This window comes from Acetobacter estunensis (assembly GCF_011516945.1).
Taxonomy (GTDB): Bacteria; Pseudomonadota; Alphaproteobacteria; order Acetobacterales; family Acetobacteraceae; genus Acetobacter; species Acetobacter estunensis.
On the sequence record NZ_WOTH01000001.1, the window covers coordinates 231,721 to 250,065 of the forward strand.

Annotated in this window: 17 protein-coding genes and 1 tRNA gene; 15 read left to right on the forward strand and 3 right to left on the reverse strand. The window is 59.4% G+C overall.

Annotated features, from left to right (window positions below; translation table 11 throughout):
- Positions 1-116: 116 nt before the first annotated feature.
- Positions 117-299: a hypothetical protein gene (locus GOB87_RS00990; RefSeq protein WP_166312666.1), complete on the reverse strand. Its 183-nt coding sequence runs from the start codon at positions 297-299 to the stop codon at positions 117-119.
- A gap of 324 nt (positions 300-623) precedes the next feature.
- Between GOB87_RS00990 and GOB87_RS00995 the strand changes: the two genes are divergently transcribed.
- Together GOB87_RS00995 and GOB87_RS01000 are read left to right on the forward strand one after the other, a co-directional pair.
- The gene (locus GOB87_RS00995) at positions 624-1,694 is read left to right on the forward strand and encodes a glycosyltransferase family 4 protein (protein WP_166312667.1); all 1,071 of its coding nucleotides are present in this window, start codon (positions 624-626) and stop codon (positions 1,692-1,694) included.
- A 117-nt stretch (positions 1,695-1,811) separates the two neighbouring features.
- Positions 1,812-2,186 (forward strand): hypothetical protein, encoded by a 375-nt coding sequence (locus GOB87_RS01000; RefSeq protein ID WP_166312668.1) that lies wholly within the window; start codon positions 1,812-1,814, stop codon positions 2,184-2,186.
- 196 nt (positions 2,187-2,382) lie between these two features.
- Here GOB87_RS01000 and GOB87_RS01005 read toward each other — a convergent pair whose 3' ends face one another.
- Positions 2,383-2,616, reverse strand: coding sequence for a ribosome modulation factor (locus GOB87_RS01005; protein WP_166312669.1), 234 nt, complete (start codon positions 2,614-2,616; stop codon positions 2,383-2,385).
- A gap of 351 nt (positions 2,617-2,967) precedes the next feature.
- Between GOB87_RS01005 and GOB87_RS01010 the strand changes: the two genes are divergently transcribed.
- Both GOB87_RS01010 and GOB87_RS01015 read left to right on the forward strand, forming a co-directional pair.
- Positions 2,968-4,473 (forward strand): aldehyde dehydrogenase family protein, encoded by a 1,506-nt coding sequence (locus GOB87_RS01010; RefSeq protein ID WP_166312670.1) that lies wholly within the window; start codon positions 2,968-2,970, stop codon positions 4,471-4,473.
- A gap of 75 nt (positions 4,474-4,548) precedes the next feature.
- Complete coding sequence (locus GOB87_RS01015) at positions 4,549-5,838, forward strand: NAD(P)/FAD-dependent oxidoreductase (protein ID WP_166312671.1); 1,290 nt, start codon at positions 4,549-4,551, stop codon at positions 5,836-5,838.
- Between the two features lie 78 nt (positions 5,839-5,916).
- Here GOB87_RS01015 and GOB87_RS01020 read toward each other — a convergent pair whose 3' ends face one another.
- Complete coding sequence (locus GOB87_RS01020) at positions 5,917-6,576, reverse strand: TetR family transcriptional regulator (RefSeq protein ID WP_166312672.1); 660 nt, start codon at positions 6,574-6,576, stop codon at positions 5,917-5,919.
- Positions 6,577-6,850: 274 nt separating this feature from the next.
- Here GOB87_RS01020 and gyrA point away from each other — a divergent pair, with 274 nt between their 5' ends.
- The 11 genes from gyrA to speE all read left to right on the forward strand — a co-directional run bounded on the left by gyrA (position 6,851) and on the right by speE (position 18,315).
- On the forward strand, positions 6,851-9,640 hold the full coding sequence (gene gyrA / locus GOB87_RS01025; RefSeq protein ID WP_166312673.1) for a DNA gyrase subunit A: 2,790 nt from the start codon (positions 6,851-6,853) through the stop codon (positions 9,638-9,640).
- Positions 9,630-10,145, forward strand: coding sequence for a pantetheine-phosphate adenylyltransferase (gene coaD, locus GOB87_RS01030; RefSeq protein ID WP_166312674.1), 516 nt, complete (start codon positions 9,630-9,632; stop codon positions 10,143-10,145). The genes gyrA and coaD overlap by 11 nt, the downstream gene beginning before the upstream one ends.
- Before the next feature lie 101 nt (positions 10,146-10,246).
- Positions 10,247-10,735 carry a peptidylprolyl isomerase gene (locus GOB87_RS01035; protein WP_166312675.1) on the forward strand — a complete coding sequence of 163 codons (489 nt, stop codon included), beginning with the start codon at positions 10,247-10,249 and terminating at the stop codon, positions 10,733-10,735.
- Positions 10,736-10,796: 61 nt separating this feature from the next.
- Positions 10,797-10,872 (forward strand) — tRNA-Lys (locus GOB87_RS01040).
- A 174-nt stretch (positions 10,873-11,046) separates the two neighbouring features.
- Entirely contained in the window at positions 11,047-11,526 is a 480-nt protein-coding gene (locus GOB87_RS01045; protein WP_166312676.1) for a flagellar basal body-associated FliL family protein, read from the forward strand.
- A gap of 17 nt (positions 11,527-11,543) precedes the next feature.
- On the forward strand, positions 11,544-12,632 hold the full coding sequence (gene fliM / locus GOB87_RS01050; protein ID WP_338421408.1) for a flagellar motor switch protein FliM: 1,089 nt from the start codon (positions 11,544-11,546) through the stop codon (positions 12,630-12,632).
- Positions 12,633-12,649: 17 nt separating this feature from the next.
- Positions 12,650-13,186, forward strand: coding sequence for a DUF6468 domain-containing protein (locus tag GOB87_RS01055; RefSeq protein ID WP_166312678.1), 537 nt, complete (start codon positions 12,650-12,652; stop codon positions 13,184-13,186).
- Between the two features lie 5 nt (positions 13,187-13,191).
- The gene (locus GOB87_RS01060; RefSeq protein WP_166312679.1) at positions 13,192-13,962 is read left to right on the forward strand and encodes a MotE family protein; all 771 of its coding nucleotides are present in this window, start codon (positions 13,192-13,194) and stop codon (positions 13,960-13,962) included.
- A 148-nt stretch (positions 13,963-14,110) separates the two neighbouring features.
- On the forward strand, positions 14,111-16,678 hold the full coding sequence (locus tag GOB87_RS01065) for a tetratricopeptide repeat protein (protein ID WP_166312680.1): 2,568 nt from the start codon (positions 14,111-14,113) through the stop codon (positions 16,676-16,678).
- Between the two features lie 199 nt (positions 16,679-16,877).
- Positions 16,878-17,342 (forward strand): adenosylmethionine decarboxylase, encoded by a 465-nt coding sequence (speD, locus tag GOB87_RS01070; RefSeq protein ID WP_166312681.1) that lies wholly within the window; start codon positions 16,878-16,880, stop codon positions 17,340-17,342.
- Positions 17,343-17,445: 103 nt separating this feature from the next.
- A complete protein-coding gene (gene speE, locus GOB87_RS01075) occupies positions 17,446-18,315 on the forward strand; it encodes a polyamine aminopropyltransferase (RefSeq protein WP_166312717.1) in 870 nt (289 codons plus the stop codon).
- The last annotated feature ends 30 nt before the right edge of the window (positions 18,316-18,345 follow it).

The following is an 18,345-nucleotide window of genomic DNA, read 5'->3' on the forward strand; positions in this document are numbered from 1 at the left end:
TTGGGAGCGGTTTATACCCTTGCCGTCGGGCATAAGCCAAGGGCGACGGGTTTGAGCGAGAGGAAAATGCGCGAGACATCAGGGGCCTGAGCGGCCTCCTGACGCTTTCTCCTCTGTCAGTTGTTGCTCTCGGTCGCCCGATCAACCGAACGACCGAATTTCTCGACGGGGCCTTTGGGCGGGTCGAGCGTGTCCTGCACCTTTTCACCGAAGGTCCGCTTGTGCGGCTTGCAGGCGGTCAGGCTGGTGCAGGCGATCGTTGCGACCAGTAGGGCCATAAGTGAGGAACGTAGGCGCATATGGGTTCTCCGTAATGAATGAGGCCAACAACGACCCATGACGGTGGGAGTTGCGGAGTTGTCATGGCGTTCCGTGCGGAAACTGGCGCCGTTTTGTACGGAGACGCTTATTTTCCTGTGTGATCATTTCTTCATCGCACCGGGATTGCGGTGCGTTTCAGCCTGTCCGTCACGTTGTGCGTGAGGGAAGGGCGGCGTGCGCGGTTGTGGCGGGGTGGAGAGCCATCGGGCGTGATCGTGGTTGCGTCCGGCAGGGCGGCGGGTTTCTCCGTAGCCCTGTTGAGGACGTTTTTCGAGATACCCTCATTTCAATATCGGAATTCGATGTCCAACCGCATTCTTTTTATTCTCAAGTCCCGCGAAGGCAACTGGGGGTACGGCTCGAAAGAGTCCGGCCTGTCCAACTCGGTCCGCTTTGTGGTGGATATGCTCACCGCGCGTGGCATTGTCGCGAAAGCTGTCGAGGTGAACGACAACAATGACATCGACCGCGAAGTTACGGCCTGGCGGCCATCGCATGTCGTGATCGAAGCATTCTGGGTCGTGCCCGAGAAGTTCGATGTGTTACGTCCACTGCATCCGGACGTGCAGTGGATCGTGCGCGATCATTCGGAAACACCTTTTCTGGCCAACGAAGGAATCGCATTCGGCTGGACAGTCGATTATCTGCGGCGTGACATCGAGGTGATGTGCAACTCTCCCCGCGCCGTGGCGGATATGGCTACTGTGGCCATGTCGTGCGGTCAGTCACCGATCAATGTGACCTATGGCCCGAATGTTTATCCTGTGCCGTCCATGGAGAATATGGTTCCGCATGTTCGTAAGACGGATGTCGTGGATATCGGCTGCTTCGGTGCGGTTCGGCCGCTCAAGAATCATATGACACAGGCCATAGCGGCCATGGCGTTTGCAGATTCCGTCGGTGTGACATTGAAATTTCATATCAATGCCACGCGTATGGAAGGCAAGGGCGAGCCGGTCCTGAAGAATCTGCGGGAGTTGTTCGCGCGCTCACGGCACACGCTGGTCGAACATGGCTGGATGCCTCATGCCGATTTCCTCGATGTGCTTCAGGACATCGACATCCTGATGCAGGTTTCGTTTACGGAGACGTTCAACATTGTGGCGGCGGACGCCATGGCGGCGAGTGTTCCGGTTCTGGTGTCGCGTGAGATTCCGTGGGTTGGCGCTTATGCGCATCGTGACCCCACGGATGCGGCGGACATGGCGCAGGGGCTGTTTGGCATCTGGATTGAGGATGAACGCGAGCGGGTTGCAAGATTGCTGGCCCAGCGCCGTGACATGGAGCGCTATGTCGCGTGTTCAGTCCACACATGGGTGCGTCGTTTTGGCGGCTCGTACATGGCTCGTTCCCTAAAGGTCGCTCATGCCTGAATGGGCGTTCTGTGTTGGAGCAGGAGCGCTTGGCGCCACGCTGATCAATGGGGCGTTAGTGGCATTTTTTGTCAGAATGCAGCGCAGGCGTGAGGAGAAAATCTGGGAGCAGGGGGAATGAGGAGATTACGTGCCTGCTTTCCGATGCTGTGCTGCCTGACGGCTTGCACCACGCTTCCCGAACGTGGACGGCAAGCTGTGCTGGGCCATTCCCGGGCGGAGCTTGTGGCTTGTGCGGGCGTGCCGGATCAGGAGGAGAGCCGTGACGGGCAGGAGGTGTTGGTCTGGAAAATCGAACGTGCCTCTTCGGGCGCCCTGACGCTGCCTGCACCGCTGGATATCTCTTTGAGCTTCAATAAAACGGCGGCCTGTCATGTGGTGGCTACTGTGCGGGATGGGGAGGTGAGACAGTTTGTCTACACGGGTCCGGCCCAGACATGGGAGGGCAAGGACGCAGCCTGCGCGCCTATTATTCGGGGTTGTATTCCGTAATCGAATATCGAGGTGAGAGAATTGGAGACAGCCCCGGCCCATGCTGCGACACGGGACGGGGCTGTGCCCGAACACGACCTGATCGGATCGATCCTATCGCTCAAGACAGTTCTAGAGCCGGAAGTTTGACGACAGATTGACAACATTCCGGCGGGGATGTGTCACGGGATCGTGAGTATGCGGTTGCGGCTCCCGTTTACCAGGCAGACCAGTCGAGAAGTTCCCAGTGCTTGTAGCCAAGTTCCCAAGCGGCCCGCTGATCTTTCTCTCTGAAAGGGCAGGACGTTTCTTCCTGCCCTACTTCCGCCGCTTCGCGTCCCTTCTGATAACAGCGTGCGAGCAGGGGATCGGTCGGTGCAGGTGTGTGAAGGGCATCTTCTTCTGTGGGAGTGTCGGGAAAACCCAGAGAAAACCAGCTTTTCCGTTTCATGCTGTCCTCAATTCTTCGGACGGAGGGATAGCATGGGCCAAAAAAGAAACAATGATTCAAAAAAGATCGCACCCACCTGCGGGGGCGGTTGAATCGGCGACACGGGAGGGGTGGTTATGCGATTCATAAACATGATGTATTTTTGTGCGTTTTCTAACTGTTTGATTTTAAATAAATAAATATATTTTTAAGTGGCACTAAGTGCCATCTCTCACGATTACGTGAACTCGGAATCAATTGAGATGGCGCGGACTCATCTATATCCACATGAATATAGATGGCGTGGAAACGGCGGACGGCATGGGCCGGTTTCTCCTTTTTCTCCACGTCCGGTAATGACGGAGTCAGCTCATGACCATCTCTCAGGAACCCCCGTTCAAGTCTCGCTACGAAAACTTCATCGGCGGCGAATGGAAGGCGCCGGTGAAGGGCGCCTATATGAAAGACATCTCGCCTGTGGACGGTCGCACGCTGTGTGAAGTGCCGCAGTCCACAGCCGAAGACGTGGAGCTTGCGCTCGATGCTGCCCACAAGGTGTTCAAGAGCTGGGCTCATACATCCATCGCCGAACGCTCGAACATCCTGCTCAAGATCGCTGATCGCATGGAGGCCAATCTCGACCTCCTCGCCCGGGCGGAAACATGGGACAACGGCAAGCCGATCCGTGAGACGCTGAACGCCGACATTCCTCTGGCCGTCGATCATTTCCGTTACTTCGCGGGCTGCATCCGTGCTCAGGAAGGTGGCATCACCGAGATTAACGGTGAGACCATGGCGTATCATTTCCATGAGCCGCTTGGTGTGGTCGGGCAGATCATCCCGTGGAATTTCCCGCTGCTGATGGCGTCATGGAAGCTGGCTCCGGCTCTGGCCGCAGGCAACTGCATCGTCATGAAGCCCGCCGAGACGACGCCCGCCAGCATTCTGGTGCTGATGGAACTGATCGGTGATCTGCTGCCACCCGGCACGCTCAACATCGTCAATGGTCTCGGCCGTGACGTGGGTGCGGCGCTTTCCACCAGCCCGCGCATCGCCAAGGTGGCCTTCACCGGTTCCACACCGACCGGCAAGATGATCTACCACGCCGCTGCCGAAAACCTGATCCCGGCTACGCTGGAACTGGGCGGCAAGTCCCCCAACATCTTCTTCGCTGACGTGATGGATCACGACGACGATTACCTCGACAAGGTGCTGGAAGGCTTCACGCTGTTCGCCCTCAATCAGGGTCAGATCTGTTCATGTCCGAGCCGCGCGCTGGTGCAGGAATCGATCTATGAGAAGTTCATGGAGCGTGTCCTTCCGCGCGTGAAAGCCATCAAGCAGGGCAACCCGCTCGATCCGCAGACGATGATGGGCGCGCAGAACTCGCTCATGCAGCAGAACAAGATTCTGGAATACATCGACATCGGCAAGAATCAGGATCACGCCCAGCTTCTGTCCGGTGGTGCGCGTCCCGATCTTGGGAATGCGTTCAAGGACGGTTTCTACGTGCAGCCGACCGTCTTCCGCGGCGACCGCAACATGCGTATCTTCCGGGAAGAGATTTTCGGTCCGGTTCTGACGGTCACCACCTTCAAGGACGAAGCGGAAGCGCTGGCTCTGGCCAACGATACCGAGTTCGGTCTGGGATCGGGCGTGTGGTCGCGTAACGGCAACACCTGCTTCCGCACGGCTCAGGGACTGGAAGCCGGTCGCGTATGGGTGAACTGCTACCATGTCTATCCGGCTGGCGCGGCCTTCGGCGGCTACAAGAAGTCGGGCATCGGCCGTGAAACTCACAAGATGGTGCTTGAGCATTATCAGCAGACCAAGAACATGCTGGTAAGCTACAGCGAAAAGAAGCTCGGATTCTTCTGAGCCACATCAGGGCGGGGTGCATGCACCCCGTCCGCTCTGACACGACGTTTCTTACGAAGGACTAAAGACATCGCCATGCCTGCAAGAACCGAAATCCTGATTGTTGGCGGCGGCGTCGCAGGCCTTGCTCTCGCCACCCGGCTTGGCAAGGCCTTCGGGCGGCAGGGTCAGGCGCGTATTACGCTGATCGACAAAAGTTTCTCGCATGTCTGGAAGCCGATGCTGCATTGCTTTGCGGCCGGCACCGCCCAGAATGAGAATGACCGCATCAGCTTCATGGCACAGGCAAGCCGTCATGGTTTCGAGTTCTGGCCGGGTGAAGTGGTGGGGCTTGATCGCGACAAGCGCGAGGTCATGCTCGGCCCTGTCCGGTCGTCGGAAGGCGAGGTCGTTCTGGAAGGCCGTACCGTAAATTACGATGCGCTGGTCCTGTCCATCGGCAGTTGCGCCAACGATTTCGGCACTCCCGGCGTGGCCGAGAACTGCCTCTTTATCGACAATCTGGTCGAGGCCAACGGATTCAACGAGAAGTTCCGCCTCGAACTGCTGCGCGCCTTCGCCGATGACAGCGAACTCGACATCGCCATTGTCGGCGGTGGGGCGACCGGCACGCAGTTGGCTGCCGAACTTCACAAGGCGCTTGAGCTTGTAGGGCTGCATTCCTTCAGCCAGAAGCCGCCCACCCTTAAGATCACCCTGCTGGAAGCGGGTCCGCGCATTCTGCCGGCCTTCCCCGAAGCTGTGTCGGCAGCGGCGCAGAAGGAACTGGAGCGGATCGGCGTGGAAGTGAAGACCTCCGCGATGGTCTCGGGGGCCGATGAACGCGGTTTCAGCTTGAAGGACGGCAGCCATATTCCCGCCAAACTGCGTGTATGGGCGGCAGGTGTGAAGGCACCGACCGTCACGCGCGGATTCGGCGGTCTGTCGCTCAGTCGGTCCGGTCAGATCATCGTCAAGCCGAATCTTCAGTCAGTGGACGATCCGCACATCTTCGCCATGGGAGATTGTTCGTTCATTCAGGATGGCCCACTGCCGCCGACAGCGCAGGTGGCGCGTCAGCAGGCGCATCATCTTGCCGCCCAGCTTCCGGCATGGGTGCGTGGCGGTGGAGAGATCCCGCCCTGTGTGTTCCGCAACAAGGGCGCGATCGTGGCGCTTGGCGATTACAACGGCTGGGGCACGTTGCCCGGCGGCACGGTCTTCGGCGGTGGTTTCCTGCGTGGACTATCGGCACGACTTGGGCATCTCATGCTTTATCGTCAGCATCAGGTGGAACTGTTCGGTGTCGTGCGCGGGCTCCTGTCCTGCCTGGCCGATGGCCTCGATACCATCGTGCGTCCATCTCCATCAGTGCGGCTGGACTGAACAAGCGTTGTCCCGCTTGCCTTATGTTCAGGTGAGCGGGACATGTCCTATTTTTAGGGGTTTATGCCCCCTTCTGCATCAGTCTGAGTGCTGAGGTTGAAAACACGCGGCCTGCAAACTCAGGACGCGCCGCAGCAGTGGAACAAGGCCAGCTCGTCCTTTTACCCGAATCCATTCGTCAACTGCCGTGCGAAAGGCCGCAATGGCGGAGCGTGCCGTTACGCGGGCAGCGAGCGTGCCGTCCGTGGTGGGTGGGAGGCGACGTTCCAATGCCTCTGCGAGACTGTCTTCCCACTTGGCGTATTTCTGAAGGCTGACGGAGAGCAACGCTGGCGTGCGTTCGATCAGGCAGACGAATGCGAAGGCTTCTTTCTTGGTGGGCGCCATGTGCGGCACCACGGCTTCTAACGCGACGGACACCATCTCCTGAAGCGAGAAATGGAGCGGACAGGAATTGACCGTTTCGGTCAGTACGTCGGTCATCTGCCACGTCCAGGCGGTGACGAGATCGGCTTTGGTGGGAAAGTGCCGGAACAGCGTGCGCCGTGAAATGCCAGCCGCCGCCGCGATCTCGTCTACCGTCGTCTCATCGAAGCCCTTTTCGGACAGCAGGCGCATGGCCGCCTCGATCAGGGCCTCACGGGTCTGTTCACGCTTCGCCTCACGCCGGGTGGGCGGGGCGGGTTCAGGCGCGGAGCGGGGGCGCTGGGAGAGAGCGGAAGCAGAAGAAATGGGCATCAGCCAGACAGGGCTCTTGTGACAGGGGAAGAGGAGGAACCAAGCTGCATGGCTTGTCGTCCTCATGCAAGCAAATGAAAGTCTTTTGTAGAAATGTGTGTGTGACCGCGCAATGCCACACCCTCTATGGTTTGCGATGACGGCGGGATCAGAAGGGCGGCATGGGTGCGCCTTACGGTTACGGAACGCATGTGCTAACCTGAGACCCCTTATGCGCTGACCGTGTCACGTGGCCCGATTGCGCGCCACCTGACCGTGAGATGACGGAAGAGCCTTGACCGAGAACCCTGACCTGACCGCGCCGCCCTCCGACCTTTCCGTTCCGGTCGCCATTGAGGAGGAAATGCGCTCCTCCTACCTCGCCTATGCGATGTCGGTGATCGTCAGCCGCGCCCTACCGGACGTGCGCGACGGTCTCAAGCCGGTGCATCGCCGTATTCTTTACGCCATGCGCGAGAGCGGGTTCACAGCGGACAAGCCTTATCGCAAATCGGCCCGCGCGGTCGGTGACGTGATGGGTAAATATCACCCGCACGGGGACTCTTCGATTTATGACGCCATGGTGCGCATGGCGCAGAGCTGGTCGATGCGCGTCAAGCTGATCGACGGGCAGGGTAATTTCGGCTCCGTGGACGGCGATAGTCCGGCGGCCATGCGTTACACCGAGGCGCGTCTGGCCAAGGCGGCGTCGTTCCTTCTGGACGACATCGACCGCGACACTGTGGACTTTCAGCCCAACTACGATGAGAGCGAGCAGGAACCGACGGTTCTTCCGGCTTCGTTCCCCAATCTTCTGGTCAATGGTGCCACCGGTATCGCGGTGGGTATGGCGACCAACATCCCCACGCATAATCCGGGGGAGGTCATCGACGCCACGCTGGCGATGATCGCCAATCCCGACATCACCCTTGAAGAGGTGATGGAGATCATGCCGGGGCCGGACTTCCCCACGGGCGGCACGATCCTTGGGCGTTCGGGCATCCGCAGCGCGTTTGCCACCGGGCGCGGCTCCGTGTTGGTGCGTGCGAAAGCCGAGATCGAGGAGGTCCGTAAGGACCGCCGCGCCATTATCATTACTGAGATTCCCTATCAGGTGAACAAGGCAACGCTTCAGGAGAAGATTGCCGAACTGGTGCGCGACAAGAACAGCGACCGGCATATCGAGGGGATCGCGGACATCCGTGACGAGTCCGATCGCTCGGGCATGCGTGTGGTGATCGAACTCAAGCGCGATGCGACGCCGGAAGTGGTGTTGAACCAGCTCTACCGCTTCACACAGCTTCAGACCTCGTTCGGCGTGAATATGCTGGCGCTCAATGGCGGTCAGCCCAAGCTGATGGGACTGATGGAGGTTCTCTCAGCCTTCATCGCGTTCCGTGAGGAAGTGATCCTGCGTCGCGCCCGTTTCGATCTGGGTAAGGCACGCGATCGTGGGCATATCCTCGTCGGTCTCGTCATCGCGGTGGCCAATATCGATGAGGTGATCCGCATCATCCGTGCGGCGCCCGACGCCGCGACGGCGCGTGAGGAACTGATGGCCGCGCAGTGGGACGCCGCCGAGGTCGCGCCGTTGCTGGCTCTGATCCATGACGAAGGCAATGTCGTCGTCGATGGCAAAGTGCGCCTCACGGAAGCGCAGGCGCGCGGTATTCTGGAACTGCGGCTCCAGCGCCTGACCGGTCTGGAACGCGAGAAGATCCAGAACGAGCTGAACGAGGTGGCGCAGAAGATCAACGAGCTTCTGGAGATCATCGGCAGCCGTCCCCGCCGTATGGAAGTGATGCGCGACGAATTGCTGGCGGCCCGCGCTGAGGTTGCCACGCCGCGCATGACGGACATCGCTGACTATGCTGGCGATCAGGACGACGAAAGCCTGATTGAGCCGGGGCTGATGGTCGTGACCATCACGCGTGACGGCTTTATCAAACGCACACCGCTGGAAGTGTTCCGCGCCCAGAACCGTGGTGGCCGTGGTCGCACGGCGGCGGGGCGTCGTGGTGACGACGTAGTGGTGCGCTCCTTCAATGCGCACACGCATCAATGGGTGCTGTTCTTCTCCTCGGGCGGCAAGGCTTACCGTGAAAAGGTGTGGCGTCTGCCGGAAGCCAGCCCGACCGCGAAGGGACGCGCGCTCGTCAATCTGCTGCCCGATCTGGGTTCGGACGAGATCACGGCGGTGCTGCCGCTGCCGCAGGATGAGGAATTGTGGGATTCCCTGCACCTTGTCTTCGCGACCGCCAGCGGCGGTGTGCGGCGTAACCGTCTGAGCGATTTCCAGAACATCCGGTCCTCCGGCCTTATTGCCATGAAACTGGACGAAGGTGATCGGTTGATCGGTGTCGCGACGTGCCGTGAAGGACAGGATGTGTTCCTTGCCACGCGAAAGGCGCGTTGTATCCGTTTCCAGATCACGGACGACACGTTGCGTGTGTTCGCGGGCCGTGGTTCGACCGGTGTGCGCGGCATCCGTCTGGCAGAGGGCGATCAGGTGGTGAGCCTGTGCGTACTCAATCATGTGGAGGCCACGGTGGAGGAACGTACGCTCTATCTGCGTGCGGCCAACGCCAAGCGCCGGGCTGAAAACGCAGCGGATGAGGCGGATGCCGAGGAAGTGGGCGTCGAGGCCGAAGAGGTCGTTCTCGAAGAGGGTTCCGCGCTTACGCCCGAGCGCTTTGCGGAGCTGGAAGCGGCCGAGGAAATCCTGCTCACCGTGAGCGATGGCGGCTTTGGTCGCCGGTCTTCCGCCTATGACTATCGCGTGAGCGGGCGCGGTGGTCAGGGTATCTCCAATATGACGCTCTCGGGCAGCAAGCGCGGGTCTGCCGTGGTGGCGACGCTTCCGGTGCTGGCGGGAACGGATGTGATGCTGGTGACCGATGCCGGACGTTTGATTCGCGTTCCGGTCGATCAGGTGCGCGTCATGTCGCGTCAGGCCAGCGGCGTTACGCTGTTGCGTCTGAACGAGACAGAGGCTGTGACCAGCGTGTTCCCTGTTCTGGAGGACGACTCGTCCGATGAGGAAGAGGCTGGTCCGGACGGGGAAAGCGGGGGCGATGAAAGCTGAGATCACCCGACGGATCGGGTTCTATCCGGGCACGTTCGATCCGGTGACGTTCGGTCACATGGACATCATTGAGCGTGCGGCCCGACTGGTGGATCGTCTGGTGATCGGGGTGGCGGTGAACGCAGGCAAAAGCCCGCTTCTCCCGGTTGAAGCGCGGGTGGATTCCCTGTGCGAGGAAGTGCCGGGACTGGAGACACGGACGGGGGCCGAGATCAAGGTGATCTCGTTCAACGAGCTTCTGGTGGATGCGGTGCGACGTACAGGAGCCACGATCATCGTGCGAGGTCTGCGTCTGTTGGTGGACTTCGACTATGAGGCGCAGATGCAAGGCGCCAATCGCAAGCTGGCCCCCGAGATCGAGACGATTTTCCTGATGGCGTCCGAGCGCACGCAGTTCGTCTCGTCGCGCATGGTGCGTGAGATTGCTTCCTATGGTGGCGATATTTCGGAGTTTACGCCGCCGGGTGCCGCGCGGCGTGTGGTGACGGCACTGGAGCGCGCCTAGAGGCGGGTCTTTGCGGTTTGTGGCGAGGTGGCCTAAGCCTTGCGTTCGGAACGGTGTCCGTGGACGGATGCCGGATTTTCAGAACGTGATTGGACAGGCAGATGGCCGATATCGACAAGAACGACCTCCTGAACATGGATCTGGCAAAAGGCCGCGTGGTGATCCAGCTTCGCCCGGACATCGCACCGCTGGCCTCCGAGCGCCTGCGCTCCCTGTCGGCTGAGGGCTTTTACGACAACACGCCGTTTCATCGCGTGATCGAGGGCTTCATGGCACAGGGCGGCGATCCGACCGGCACCGGCACGGGCGGCAGCAAGCTTCCCGATCTGAAGGCCGAGTTCACCAAGGCGGCGAAGTTCGAGCGTGGCACCGTGGGCATGGCGCGCACGATGAATCCCGACAGCGCGAACAGCCAGTTCTTCATCATGTTTGAGCCGGCTCCCCATCTGGACGGTCAGTACACCATTGTCGGTCAGGTGATCGAAGGCATGGAACTGATCGATGGCGTAAAGCGTGGCTCGGGCATGAGCGGCATGGTCACCGATCCGGACCGTATCGTAAAAATGCGTCCGGCTTCCGTCGAAGACTGACCATTTTTGCAAGGCGACTGTTGACAGAGTTGGCGGTCGCCTTTACCCGGTGGCGCGTGGCGAGCCGGTAGCTCAGTCGGTAGAGCATTCGACTTTTAATCGAATGGTCGTGGGTTCGAATCCCACCCGGCTCACCATCATTCCTGATGAAAATCTTTCCCCTCGGTGGGGTTCCCCTGCAAAATTAGATGATTCTTAAGCGTCCGGATTTACCTCTCGGAACTGCGAGCGGCTGTCTCTGATTCGTCCCTCACCAAAGGTGGGATGGGAGGTCGCCGCGATGCAACCAGTCACGCGGTTTCGGGGAACGGATGGCGGAAGAAGAGGAAACGGAAGGCGCTGTGGCGCCTCCGCCCAAAAAGAAAAAGAAGCTGGTGCTGATCGCAGGCGCTGCGGTGGCTGTGGCTCTTCTGGGTGGGGGTGGCTGGTTTTATCGCCAGCACTCGGCCGCCAAACCGGAAAAAACGCCGCCTCAGGCAGTGGTCCAGCAGGAGCCTTTTCTCGTCGATATTCCGACGGTCATCTCGAATCTGGACAGTTCCACGGGGCGGCCGGTTTTCGTGAAGATTTCCGCCAAGCTACAGGTGCGTGGCACGACCCGCGATGCGGTGGACGCGTTGATGCCCGAAATCCAGAATGTCTTTCAGACCTATCTGCACGAGAGCACCCAGAGCGATCTGGGTGGCAACGGCATCTATCGCCTTCGTGAAGCCCTTCTGGCGCGTCTTGTCGTGCAACTGGCCCCCATTGAAGTACGAGATCTTCTGTTCACGGAATTCCTGATCCAATGAGCGATAGGCAGGACGCAGTGAATTCATCCATCCCACGTCCCGCTCCCACGGCGTCCCTGAACGATCGGACGCCGTTTCCGGACGGTGCTGCGGGCGGCATGGACGGCGAAGATGATCGTCTTCTGGATCAGGCCGAAATCGACAGCCTGATGGGGCATGCCTATGTGCCCGATGAGGCCGAGGGCAAGGCCAGCGGGCTGGAGCGTATCATCGGCTCCGGTGTGGTGACGTATGAGCGGTTTCCCATGCTGGAAATCGTCTTCGACCGACTCATGCGCATTGTTTCCACGTCGTTGCGCAGCTTCACGAACGACAACGTGGATGTGACGCTCGATGGCATCAGTTCCATGCGGTTCGGAGACTATCTGAACTCGGTACCCCCTTCCTGCGTCTTCGCGGTTTTCAAGGCCGAAGAGTGGGAAAATTACGGCCTGATGGTGATCGATTCCGCACTGACCTATTCAATGGTCGATGTCCTTCTTGGCGGTGCCCGGAACCCTCGCACGCTCAACGTGGAAGGACGGGCGCACACGACCATCGAGCGCGCTTTGATCGAAAAGATGGTGCGGTTGGTCCTTGCGGATCTGACCACGGGCTTCGATCCGATCTGTGCAGTCAATTTCCATTTCGAGCGACTGGAAATCAGCTCCCGTTTCGCCACGATCTGTCGTTCCTCCAATGCGGTTTTTCTAGCGCGCATGAGGGTGGAGATGGATGATCGCGGCGGCCATATCGATGTGCTGCTGCCCTATGCCACGCTCGAACCCGTGCGGGATCTTCTGGTTCAGCAGTTCATGGGGGAGAAATTCGGACGCGATTCGATCTGGGAGACGAACCTGACCGAGCATCTTCAGGATACCGATGTGGTTGTCGAGGTCGTGCTTGCTGAACAGAAGATGTCGTTTCTGTCGGTGTCGGACCTCAAGCCGGGGATGGTTCTGCCGTTCGAACAGGAAGTCGGACAACCGGTAATGCTGCGATGTGGTTCCGTACCGCTTTTCAGCGGCAAGCTTGGGCGCAAGAAGGAACAGATGGCCGTACGTGTCGAGGAGGATTTCTTGACAGCGCGCGAGAGCCTCGATTCCCCTGATACATTGTATAACTGAGTATTGGAGATAAATTCATGACTACATTCCAGTATTCAATAGAAATACTCCTTTGTGCGCTTCTCCTGATGGGCATTGTGTATAGCATCCACTTGGGACGTGCCCTTGCCGTTCTGCGTCGTGATCGCCGTGAGTTGGCTGATCTGGTGGCGCGGCTGGATGAAAGCGGGCGGCGGGCGGAAGATGGTGTGGAGAAGCTCCAGGCGGCGGCGGATGTGAGCGGCCGGAGTCTCGGGCGCATGATCGATCAGTCGAAAATGTTGAAGCATGAGCTTGAGGCGCTTTCTGAGCGGGCGGATGCCATGGCTGAGCGTCTGGAAGGCTTGTTGCGGCAAGGTAATCGCGCAATGCCGGAGAAACAGACACCCTTCGCTGCCGTCGTTGGGGACAAGGCTGTGAATGACGAAATGCCTGTGGAGGTAGAGGACGTGCGCAATCCGCTTGCGTCTCTTCCCGCCAGTCCGCCGAACGGGGGAAGCCGCCCCTATGAAACGCGTGCGCGTCAGAAAACGGCAGCGGAACAGGATTTGATCCGCGCACTGCGTATGAGCTGAGGACCATGCCGAAACTGCCGTTTTCCCGTCTTTTCCAGCTTTCCTCCTGTCTCATGGGCGGTTTGCTGACACTCAAGATTTATCTTCTGAGCAGTTCATTGCTGTTCGCGAACACGCCGGAAATGACGGCAAAACAGGCGGCCAAGGTATCATCGACAGCGACGGGAGCCCCGCAGGAAGCAAATGTCCCGGTTCAGACAGCGGACGGTTCAACGCCTGTTGTCCAGTCCCCGGCAGGGGCCAAAGCCGGCGATGGGAAGGTTGCGGCTACTCCGTCTTCTCCTTGTGGGGATAAGCCTTGTATCGGACAGGAAAACCGGCCTGACCTCGATGTGGATCATCGTTCGGATTCCGCGCGCAATGAAATACTGACTGATCTTGCCGGACGCACGAAAGAACTCGATCAGGAATCCCAACGTCTGACCGATTTGAAAAAGGCAATCGATGCGTCACAGGCGATCCTTGATGCTCGAATGCAAAAATATACGCAGGAACAGACATCCCGGGCGGGGGAAACCAAGCGCCTCCAGCAACTTGGGGATGCGGATCTCGACAGGCTGGTGAAGATTTATGAGGCCATGGCGCCACGCGACGCAGCTTCCATTTTCAATGTGCTCGATCCGCGTGTGCTTGTTCCCGTCATGGGGCGCATGAATCCGCGCAAGGCTTCGGCAATTCTTGCCAGCATGTCTCCCGAGCGTGCGACCGTGACGACCCAGTTGCTCGCGGGACTTCCTCGCAAGCCGGTTGTAGCGCGTGTGGAAACAAATGGTTAAATCCAATAGGCCGCCCGACGGGCCGGGAAGTGCCCGGTAATGGGGCCGGTGTGAATACATGATGGCGCAGGGCCGGAATTGGGGTGTGTGGGTGCGAACAGGTTTTTCTCTGACGTTATGTCTTGCAACATGTCTGAGTGTTCCTGGCGTGGCCTTTGCCGAAGGCGTGGGGTCTCAGGCTAATCCCGTAAAAACGGGTGGCGACGTTCCGTCTTCGATCGTCGCGAAAAGCATGACTGCCCCTGCTGTAACGTCTCGCGCCCACAAGATAAGCTCGCGTAGTCATGTAACGGGTGAAAAGAAGACCTCCGTGGTCCCTGAGGCGACATCGAACGCACAGGTAAAAGGTGCCAGCGCGTTGCCGGCGGAATGGCAGGCCCAACGAATCGGTCAGCAGCCAGACAGCCAGGATGTCGTGACAACGCCAGTGCCGGCTGCACCGGACAAGACGAGTGCAGCCCCGACCGCAGGTGCGTCACCAGCAGGTTCTTCCGCTTCCGATCAAAGGAGCGATTCCACCGGGCAGGCTGCCGTGGAACGGATATTTCTCCCGTTCGGAGATAGCACCGCTGTGGCGGGATTTTGGAGTGGGAACGATTTTCTTCTTGTCGCGGATCGTGCGGTGCCCATGGATGCCAGTGCTCTGAAGGACACAGGCCCATTCTCGCATGCCAGCGTGCAGACGATGGGCAATACCACGGTGGTTTCGATTCATTTCGATCAGTCCCGTGAACTGAGTTTGCACAAACAGACGGGCGGATGGATTCTGTCGCTTGTGCATCCGCAGGATGAAGGGGCACATCGGTCGTCCATTTCCCCAGAACAGCGCGATGGTGGTCTGCTTTACCCTCTGCCGGGTGCGGGGCGGGTGATCGAGATTGCGGACCCCGCGTCGGGTGCGCGTCTGCTGGTGGCTCCTTCATCGGCGGAAGTGCCCGGTCCCGTGCTGACCCGGCATCATGTTGGCTATGAACTCCGCCCCTCTCTGCAGGGACTGGTTTTTGCCGTCGAATCCGATCAGGTCGAAGTGCGGAACGGTGATGGTGGCCCCTTTCTCGATATTCTTGGAAAAAACGGGATTCCCTTGGCCGGTGGGGCATCTGGCCGTGTGGCGGATGACCGGGTTGACTGGGCATGGCTTGGGTTGAGGGCGCTCCCTTCTCCCATGCTGCGGGAGGATTATCGTCGTCTGTGGACACGGGCGGCCATGTTGCCCCCGCCCCAACGTGACGAGGCGCGACTGGCGGCGGCGCGTGCAGCCTTTGCCATGGGAGATGCACCCGGAGCGCGGGCCATTCTGGCGACCGCCATTCAGGACCGTCCGGATCTGGCCTCGCTGCCCAATGTTGCCTTCCTTCAGGCAGCATCTGAATTGCTGGCGGGCAATACGGCGGGTGCGGGGGCGCTGGAGAGTCCTGAAGCGGGAGCGGATGGCGTGTTGTGGCGTGGCCTCTACATGGCGCGCAGTGGTGGCAATCCGAAACGCGCAGCGTCCCTGCTGGCTGAGGGATATCTGCAACTGCGGGATTACCCCGAGCCTTTGCGTCAGAAACTTGCGCCGGAGATCGCGCATTACATCGCGCAGTATGGGTCTGATGAGGACCGGACGGTTCTGACGCAACAGGACACCCCACCTCTGGACGACCTGACTCAGGCTCTTCTGACGTTGCGTAACGGTGATCAGGAGAAAGCCTTGGGCATGTTCAGCCATCTGGCTGCGTCCAAGGACCCCGTTGTGTCGGAACGGGGCAATGAAGAAGCCATTGCCCTGAAGCTGGCTATGAAACGGATTCGTCCGGCTGAGGCCGCCACGGCCTATGATCGGCTACTCTTTGCAGCACGTCAGGCCGGTCGCGAAAAAGACGTGCGACACGGCTTGATCGATGCGCTCATGCAGGCAGGGGAATGGCCTCGTGCGCTTGTGGCGCTCGACAAGTCTGTGGAACTTTTCCCCGAAGAACGGGTGAGCCTTACGCCGAAGGTGGAAGAGATTCTCATCCATCTGGCCGAGAGCAGTGCGGATGAACACAGCGGTGCGGATACGATCGACACTGTGGCGATGATCCAGAGCCACGTCGATCAGATTCCTGACGGTCCCGCCAAGGGTCGGATTCTTGCCGGTTTGGGGCAGAAACTGATGGCCATCGGTCTGCCGGGAAAAGCGGCTACGGCGTTTGAGCGGGCGCTGCCGCTGGCGCCAGATGAAACACGCCGGGCTGCATGGGGGGGGGAACTCGCGCAGGCCGATATAGCGGCTCAGCGTCTGGGGCAGGCGCGGCGTGCTCTGGATGAAACGGCCGATACGTCCGTGGATGGGGATGTCGCGTCAAAACGTCGGGTCATTGCCGCGGGCTTGCTCCTGCGGGAGGGAAACCGCGATCAGGCTTTGCTGATGCTGGCGCAGGATGAGAGTGATGCCTCGCTGGATTTGCGCGGGCGCATCCTTGAGGAACAGCGGAAATGGCCGGACGCTGTGCTTGTCGTCGGACGTCTGGCCACTCACGCCCTGCCTGAGACGGGTGTGCTGTCTCTCTCCCAGCAGGAACTGGCTTTGCGGCTGGCGACGGATGCGGCGCGGGCGAATGACTGGGGGACATTGGACCGGCTGCGTGAATGGGTGGGAAGTCGCAAGATGACACCGGAGCGCCAGCGGGTGTTCAATCTGCTTGTAACATCGCCGGAAGAGGATCTCCGCCGGCGGGCGGAGGCACCGTGAGATATGAAAGTAGTTTTCGTATCGAAATGGTGTCGCACAGAAAAGTGCAAGGCCAAGTCAAACGCGCTAACATAAAAATGTAACTGGCGTGTCGCACGAATTGTCTTGCAACACGTAAGAGGAAGCCCTATCAACCGCGCTTCTTGGCCCAAGGGGGCGATTTCGCCCAACAGGCTGTCTACTGGTTTGGGGGTACGTCATGAACGCACTTGCTCAACTGGGGATGGTCTCGGAACTCCCGAGCAATAACCAGATTTCTGCCATCGCTGAGTCCTGTGAGGACGAGCGGAAGGATTATTTCGTCGAACGGGACGGCGAAAAGTTTGCTGGCACTCATCTTCTGATTGATCTGTGGGAAGCGACCAATCTGGACGATCCCAAGCGGATTGACGAAACGCTGTGCGAGGCCGCTGTGGCTGCGGGCGCCACGATTCTGCACAGTCATTTTCACCACTTCTCCCCCAATGGTGGTGTGTCCGGTGTGGTGGTTCTGGCGGAGAGCCATATCTCCATCCACACATGGCCTGAGCGTAACTTCGCTGCCATCGACATTTTCATGTGTGGCGAGTGCGATCCGCATCTGTCCATCCCTGTGATGCAGCGCCTGTTTCAGGCAAAACGCGTGCTGGTGGACGAGCAGCGCCGTGGACGTGTGGCGGCCTGAGCGTCGTCACGTCCCAAGAGACCATCCGAAATCACGATATGTCTTCTTGCCTGATTGAAAGATCGGGAGAGGAGGCATGTCGTTTCTATGTGGAGAGACCGCCATGGCCGAGCAATGGCTGAACGAAGGACTGTACGACAGCTGGGGACAGCGTTTCCGGGTGCGTAAGGAACTCGCGCACGTCAAAAGTCCTTTTCAGGACATTGTGGTGTTCGAAAGCGACTCCCACGGACGGGTGCTCATGCTCGATGGCGTGGTGCAGATCACGGAAGCGGATGAGTTCGTTTATCAGGAAATGCTGACGCATGTTCCGCTGTTCACGCACCCTGATCCCAAGCGTGTGTTGATTATTGGCGCGGGCGATGGCGGCGTGCTGCGCCGGGTTCTGGAGCACAAGGCGGTCGAGAAGGCCGTCATGGTGGAAATCGATGGTGCTGTCATCGAACTTTCCAAGAAGCATTTGCCGATGATCGCGGGCGAGGCATGGAATGATGCGCGCGCGGATGTGATCGTGGGTGACGGCATTGCGTATGTGGCGGAAGCTCCGGATGCATCGTTCGATGTCATCATCGTGGACAGCACCGATCCGATCGGTGTGGGCGAGGTTCTGTTTACCGACAGTTTCTATGAGCACTGTGCACGTATTCTCGGACCTGAGGGCCTGATCGTTAACCAGTGTGGCGTGCCCTTCATGCAGGCGGATGAACTGCGTGAGACGAGCCTGCGCCGTGCGAAGTTCTTCCCTCATGTCTCCGCCTATGTCGCGGCTGTACCCACTTATGTCGGGGGTTTCATGACGCTGGGCATCGCAGCGAAAGGGAGCGATCCGACACAACAGGATACCGTTCATGTGCGTAATCGTGCGCAATCATCCGGCATTCTTGGAAAGACGCAGTACTGGACGCCGGAAATTCACACGGGATCGTTCAATCTTCCGCCCTATATTTCCAAGCATCTGCCTCAGAAAGACTGACTCGCTTTTGAAGAGAGGCGGTATCAGGTG

What these genes read in the sequence shown, in the direction of transcription:
- GOB87_RS00990 (WP_166312666.1), bottom strand. Translation starts at nt 299, where the DNA reads ATGCGCCTACGTTCCTCACTTATGGCCCTACTGGTCGCAACGATCGCC.
- GOB87_RS00995 (WP_166312667.1), top strand. Translation starts at nt 624, where the DNA reads ATGTCCAACCGCATTCTTTTTATTCTCAAGTCCCGCGAAGGCAACTGG.
- GOB87_RS01000 (WP_166312668.1), top strand. Translation starts at nt 1,812, where the DNA reads ATGAGGAGATTACGTGCCTGCTTTCCGATGCTGTGCTGCCTGACGGCT.
- GOB87_RS01005 (WP_166312669.1), bottom strand. Translation starts at nt 2,616, where the DNA reads ATGAAACGGAAAAGCTGGTTTTCTCTGGGTTTTCCCGACACTCCCACA.
- GOB87_RS01010 (WP_166312670.1), top strand. Translation starts at nt 2,968, where the DNA reads ATGACCATCTCTCAGGAACCCCCGTTCAAGTCTCGCTACGAAAACTTC.
- GOB87_RS01015 (WP_166312671.1), top strand. Translation starts at nt 4,549, where the DNA reads ATGCCTGCAAGAACCGAAATCCTGATTGTTGGCGGCGGCGTCGCAGGC.
- GOB87_RS01020 (WP_166312672.1), bottom strand. Translation starts at nt 6,576, where the DNA reads ATGCCCATTTCTTCTGCTTCCGCTCTCTCCCAGCGCCCCCGCTCCGCG.
- coaD (WP_166312674.1), top strand. Translation starts at nt 9,630, where the DNA reads ATGAAAGCTGAGATCACCCGACGGATCGGGTTCTATCCGGGCACGTTC.
- GOB87_RS01035 (WP_166312675.1), top strand. Translation starts at nt 10,247, where the DNA reads ATGGCCGATATCGACAAGAACGACCTCCTGAACATGGATCTGGCAAAA.
- GOB87_RS01045 (WP_166312676.1), top strand. Translation starts at nt 11,047, where the DNA reads ATGGCGGAAGAAGAGGAAACGGAAGGCGCTGTGGCGCCTCCGCCCAAA.
- GOB87_RS01055 (WP_166312678.1), top strand. Translation starts at nt 12,650, where the DNA reads ATGACTACATTCCAGTATTCAATAGAAATACTCCTTTGTGCGCTTCTC.
- GOB87_RS01060 (WP_166312679.1), top strand. Translation starts at nt 13,192, where the DNA reads ATGCCGAAACTGCCGTTTTCCCGTCTTTTCCAGCTTTCCTCCTGTCTC.
- speD (WP_166312681.1), top strand. Translation starts at nt 16,878, where the DNA reads ATGAACGCACTTGCTCAACTGGGGATGGTCTCGGAACTCCCGAGCAAT.
- speE (WP_166312717.1), top strand. Translation starts at nt 17,446, where the DNA reads ATGGCCGAGCAATGGCTGAACGAAGGACTGTACGACAGCTGGGGACAG.